This window comes from Hydrocoleum sp. CS-953 (assembly GCF_002260545.1).
In the GTDB taxonomy this organism is placed as follows: domain Bacteria; phylum Cyanobacteriota; class Cyanobacteriia; order Cyanobacteriales; family Microcoleaceae; genus Trichodesmium.
This window is the reverse complement of record NZ_LGSU01000731.1, coordinates 1-4,434: the sequence shown is the minus strand read 5'-3', so window position 1 is coordinate 4,434 and position 4,434 is coordinate 1. Positions and strand designations below refer to the sequence as shown.

At 32.3% G+C, this 4,434-nt stretch carries 4 protein-coding genes; all 4 read left to right on the top strand.

Annotated features, from left to right (window positions below; genetic code table 11):
- Nucleotides 1–828: sensor histidine kinase (locus AFK68_RS08695; protein WP_143437698.1), on the top strand; the 828-nt coding region annotated here is incomplete at its 5' end.
- 458 nt (nucleotides 829–1,286) lie between these two features.
- Complete coding sequence (locus tag AFK68_RS08690) at nucleotides 1,287–1,931, top strand: response regulator transcription factor (RefSeq protein WP_094672390.1); 645 nt, start codon at nucleotides 1,287–1,289, stop codon at nucleotides 1,929–1,931.
- Nucleotides 1,932–2,360: 429 nt separating this feature from the next.
- Nucleotides 2,361–3,629: a cytosine deaminase gene (gene codA, locus AFK68_RS08685; RefSeq protein WP_094672389.1), complete on the top strand. Its 1,269-nt coding sequence runs from the start codon at nucleotides 2,361–2,363 to the stop codon at nucleotides 3,627–3,629.
- A gap of 33 nt (nucleotides 3,630–3,662) precedes the next feature.
- Nucleotides 3,663–3,869 carry a DUF4089 domain-containing protein gene (locus AFK68_RS08680; protein ID WP_371357287.1) on the top strand — a complete coding sequence of 69 codons (207 nt, stop codon included), beginning with the start codon at nucleotides 3,663–3,665 and terminating at the stop codon, nucleotides 3,867–3,869.
- Nucleotides 3,870–4,434 lie beyond the last annotated feature (565 nt).

Below are 4,434 nucleotides of genomic sequence, written 5' to 3'. Positions count from 1 at the left end.
ACACTTATTCAAATTCAAAGATTACAAAAACTGACTAGAATACCATTATTTGCTAGAGAAAGATTTATCTTAGTTCTATTCACTTCAATAATTATGTTTGGCTTATTAATAATTTTTCTTCAGTTATTAGTAAAAGCAGTAATGTCAGAACGAAAAAGTAGAGAAGAATTAGCAATTGCCAATGAAAAACTAAGACAATACGCCAGAAAAATAGAAAATATTGCTGCTTTAGAAGAACGAAATCGAATTGCTAGAGAAATTCACGATTCTTTAGGGCATTATTTAACAGTTTTAAATGTTAATTTAGAGGCAGCTTGGAAACTTAGAAAATCAGAACCTTCTGAATCAATGGAATTTTTGGCAGATGCTAAACAACTAGGTTCAAAAGCTTTAAATGAAGTGCGTCAGTCAGTGGCAGCTTTACGGAATAATTGGTGGCTAAATCAATCTTTAGAATCAGCGATCGCTAATTTAATAGCAGATTTTTATAAGTCTACTGGTATTTTACCTACAAGCAATATAAATATCAATTATTCTCTAAATTACGAAGTCAAAATTGCTATTTATCGTATAGTACAAGAGGCATTAACTAATATTTATAAATATGCCTCAGCAACTACAGTAGAAATTCATATTTTTACTACTACAAATTTACATCTAATTGTTCAAGATAATGGCCAAGGATTCAACTTAAAACAAAATACTACTGGATTTGGCTTGCAGGGAATGCGAGAACGTACTTTAGCATTAGGAGGTGAATTGGAAATTTTGACTGACCCTGGTGCTGGATGTAAAATAATTGCTAATTTTCCCTCCTTTAGGGAATAGGGAATAGGGAATAGGGAAGAAAAAAAGATAGGTGTACCTCATTCGTATTAAAAACGCTATATTATATAAAATATGCTAATTTTTTCTACCAAAAATTGATAGGAAGATGGGCTGATTTTTAAGTCTTAAGTAGGACAATTTTTTGTATTTAATAAGTGCTTATGCAAAATTAATTATACATTAGTGTTTATGCAAAATTAACTAGCTATTAGCTATCAGCTAAAATCAGCGGGTTCGGTGTCCCGCACAAGAGCTTGGAAAAGCGGGTGGTGTGCGTATTATGGGGGTTTGTAGACGCGGAGCGGCTTCTCTTGAGTATCCCCCATCATTCGCCGAAAAGAGCTGATGGCTGAAGGCTGACCGCTGACTGCTATTTCAATTGCACATTTTATTATAAATCTCGAATATTATCCATAAATTATCAATTCTTTCTTCCTATTCCCTATTCCCTATAAACTATGATTAAAGTCTTATTAGTTGATGATGAAAATTTAATCCGCCGTGGATTAAAAGCTTTATTAAAGTTAGAAAATAATTTAGAAATAGTGGGAGAAGCAGACAATGGAGAAACTGCAATAAATCAAATAGAAAACCTACAACCAGATGTAATTTTAATGGATGTACGAATGCCAATTATGGATGGAGTAGCTGCTACTAAAGAAATTTATCAGCGTTTTCCAGAAATAAAAGTGTTAATATTAACCACATTTGATGATGATGAATATGTCACTCAAGCATTGAGATATGGGGCAGCAGGATATTTGTTAAAAGACACACCTTCAGAAGAATTAGCTCAGGCAATTCAATCTGTATATAAAGGTTATACACAATTAGGACCAGGTATAGGTAAAAAAGTGATTTCTCAAATCTCAATTCCTGTTAATAACCTTCCCCAAAATTGGCAAAATTTAACACCAAGAGAACAAGAAATTTTAAAGTTAATTGCCGATGGTGCAAATAACCGAGAAATAGCTCAAACTCTCTACATTTCTGAGAAGACTGTCAAAAATCATATTACTAATATTCTCCGGACGTTAAATTTGCGCGATCGCACTCAAGCTGCTATTTTGGCCTATCCAATTTTCAAGAAGCAAAGTCAATAGTGTTGCTCAAAACTTTGTGGCTCCAAGAAATTTCTGGACTTTTTAGTTTAACAACCCACATTCCGCACTTCATAATGTAGCACAGAAAGATACATGAATCATCATCAGAATTTGAACCCACAAATTAAACAAATTAATTCTATTAGCATTATTCTGCATCGACAAAATACTAAACCCTAAGTTTTCAATGTTATCAACTTGAATCTCAAGAGTATGTATTTTCTGGGCTTGTTTTGTTAGTTTTTCTACTTGTGAATAAACTCAAAATACTGATATAACTAATAGTAATATTGGTAGAGAATATCCGAGTAAAATTTGGTTTTTGAGATTCAGTCTAGGCAAATCAATAGTAATAATTAAGCAATTTTTTTTTAAAATATAATAATATAGGCTATTATAACATTATCAAATCTGAACCAAGAAAACGCTATGTCTGACAAAATTTATGAATTAATTCTGCGAAACTGTCGCTTCCTACAACCAAACTACCAACTTGAAATAGTAGATATTGCTATTGATGATGGAAGAATTACTGCTATTTATCACGATATCCCTGCTTCTGCACAAAAAGAAATTGAGATAGAAGAAAAATTAGTTACTCCACCATTTATAGAATCCCATATTCACCTAGACTCTACATTAACGGCAGGAAAACCACGTTGGAATCAAAGTGGAACCTTATTTGAAGGGATAGAAATTTGGGGTGAACAAAAACAAAAGTTAACTATAGAAGATGTCAAAAAACGCGCTATTGAAACTATTAAAAATCAAGCCAAACAAGGAGTATTATTTGTCAGAACTCACGTTGATGTTAGCGAACCAACACTAACAGCGTTACAAGCACTTTTAGAAGTAAAAGAAACTGTCAAAGATTGGATAAATTTACAAATAGTTGCCTTTCCTCAAGACGGCATTTATAGTCAAGATGAAAATCTAACTTTTTTAGAGACTGCTTTGCAATTAGGAGTAGATGGTGTAGGGGGAATTCCTCATTATGAATTTACCAGAGAAGATGGAGTAAAATCTATACATCATATCTTTGATTTGGCAGAACAATATGACTGTTTTATTGATATTCATTGTGATGAAATAGATGACGATCAATCGAGGTTTTTAGAAGTAGTTGCTGCTTGTGCAATTCGTACAGGTTTAACTTCCCAAGTTACTGCTAGTCATACCACTGCTTTTGCTTCTTATAATAATGCTTATGCTTTTAAATTAATGAGTTTATTAGAGAAGTCTAAAATTAATTTTGTTGCTAATCCTTTAATTAATATTACTCTCCAAGGTCGTAATGATACTTATCCTAAAAGACGGGGTGTGACGCGAGTAAAAGAGTTATGGCAAAATGGATTAAATGTTAGTTTCGGACATGATTGTGTGCAAGATCCTTGGTATAATTTAGGTACTGGTAATATGTTAGATGTAGCTTATATGGGTGTGCATATTTGTCAGATGACAGGAATACCAGAAATTAATGCTTGTTATCAAATGATTACTCGCAATGGTGCGAAAACTTTAGATGTGGAGGATAGGTATGGAATTGAAGTAGGAAAACCAGGTAATTTGATAGTTTTAGATGCTAAAAATCCCTTTCATGCAATTAGGAAACGAGCTACAGTAAAGTATGTATTTTCTCAGGGTAAATTATTAGCAGAAACTACTCCGACAAAAATAAAATTTGTTGCCTTGACATGAAAAATGTGAATCAAAAAATAAGTGAAGAAATAAATGATGAAAAATATTGAAAAATATGTGGAATTAACAGGAGAATTAATCAATTTACCATTACAGTCAGAACATTTTTCAGGTGTAGTAGCAAATATGGAAAGAATAGCAGCGATCGCTCAATTAGTAATAGACTTTCCCCTACCACCAGAAATAGAACCTGCACCTAAATTTGACTTAGAAAAATGGGGAGAAAAAATCAAGAAATAAAATTGGTATAATCTTACAGTAGTTATTATGAGAAAGGGTATTTTAAATTGCCAATAGTAGGGGTTTGCTCTCAAACCCCTTATTCCAAAATCGTAGCCACTAAACCCTTACTGAAGTCTTCATTTTTCCTGATTTTTTATTAGCAAATAATATCATGTCCGGTAGCATCGGTATTGTATAAAGAAAGTAAGGAACAAGGAAGAAGGCTTTAGTTATCTAGGAGAGAAGAAAGAAGAAAAGGAAAAACCTTACAGAAGGTAAATATTTTCCAAAATTTTACACAAACGATACCAGCGGACATGATATAATTAAGGTTTAAAACCTCTAAAAATCAAGGATAAAAAAACAAAAAATTCTTTTTAGTCAATCATATCCTGAAAAAAATAAAGATGTAATTGTGAATTATTAATTATTAATTGTGTAAAACATGACTAAGAAATAAAGTATCGTACTTTCAAGGGGAGAAAAAAGGAAATTTCGGATTTTCTTGTCTCCTAATTCAGTAGGAGGTACTGATAACTGATAACTGATAACTGGTAACTGATAACTAATTTTCTTGTCTCCT

Excerpts from the sequence above, each read along its gene's own strand:
- codA (WP_094672389.1), top strand. The coding sequence starts at position 2,361 with ATGTCTGACAAAATTTATGAATTAATTCTGCGAAACTGTCGCTTCCTA.
- AFK68_RS08680 (WP_371357287.1), top strand. The coding sequence starts at position 3,663 with ATGATGAAAAATATTGAAAAATATGTGGAATTAACAGGAGAATTAATC.
- AFK68_RS08690 (WP_094672390.1), top strand. The coding sequence starts at position 1,287 with ATGATTAAAGTCTTATTAGTTGATGATGAAAATTTAATCCGCCGTGGA.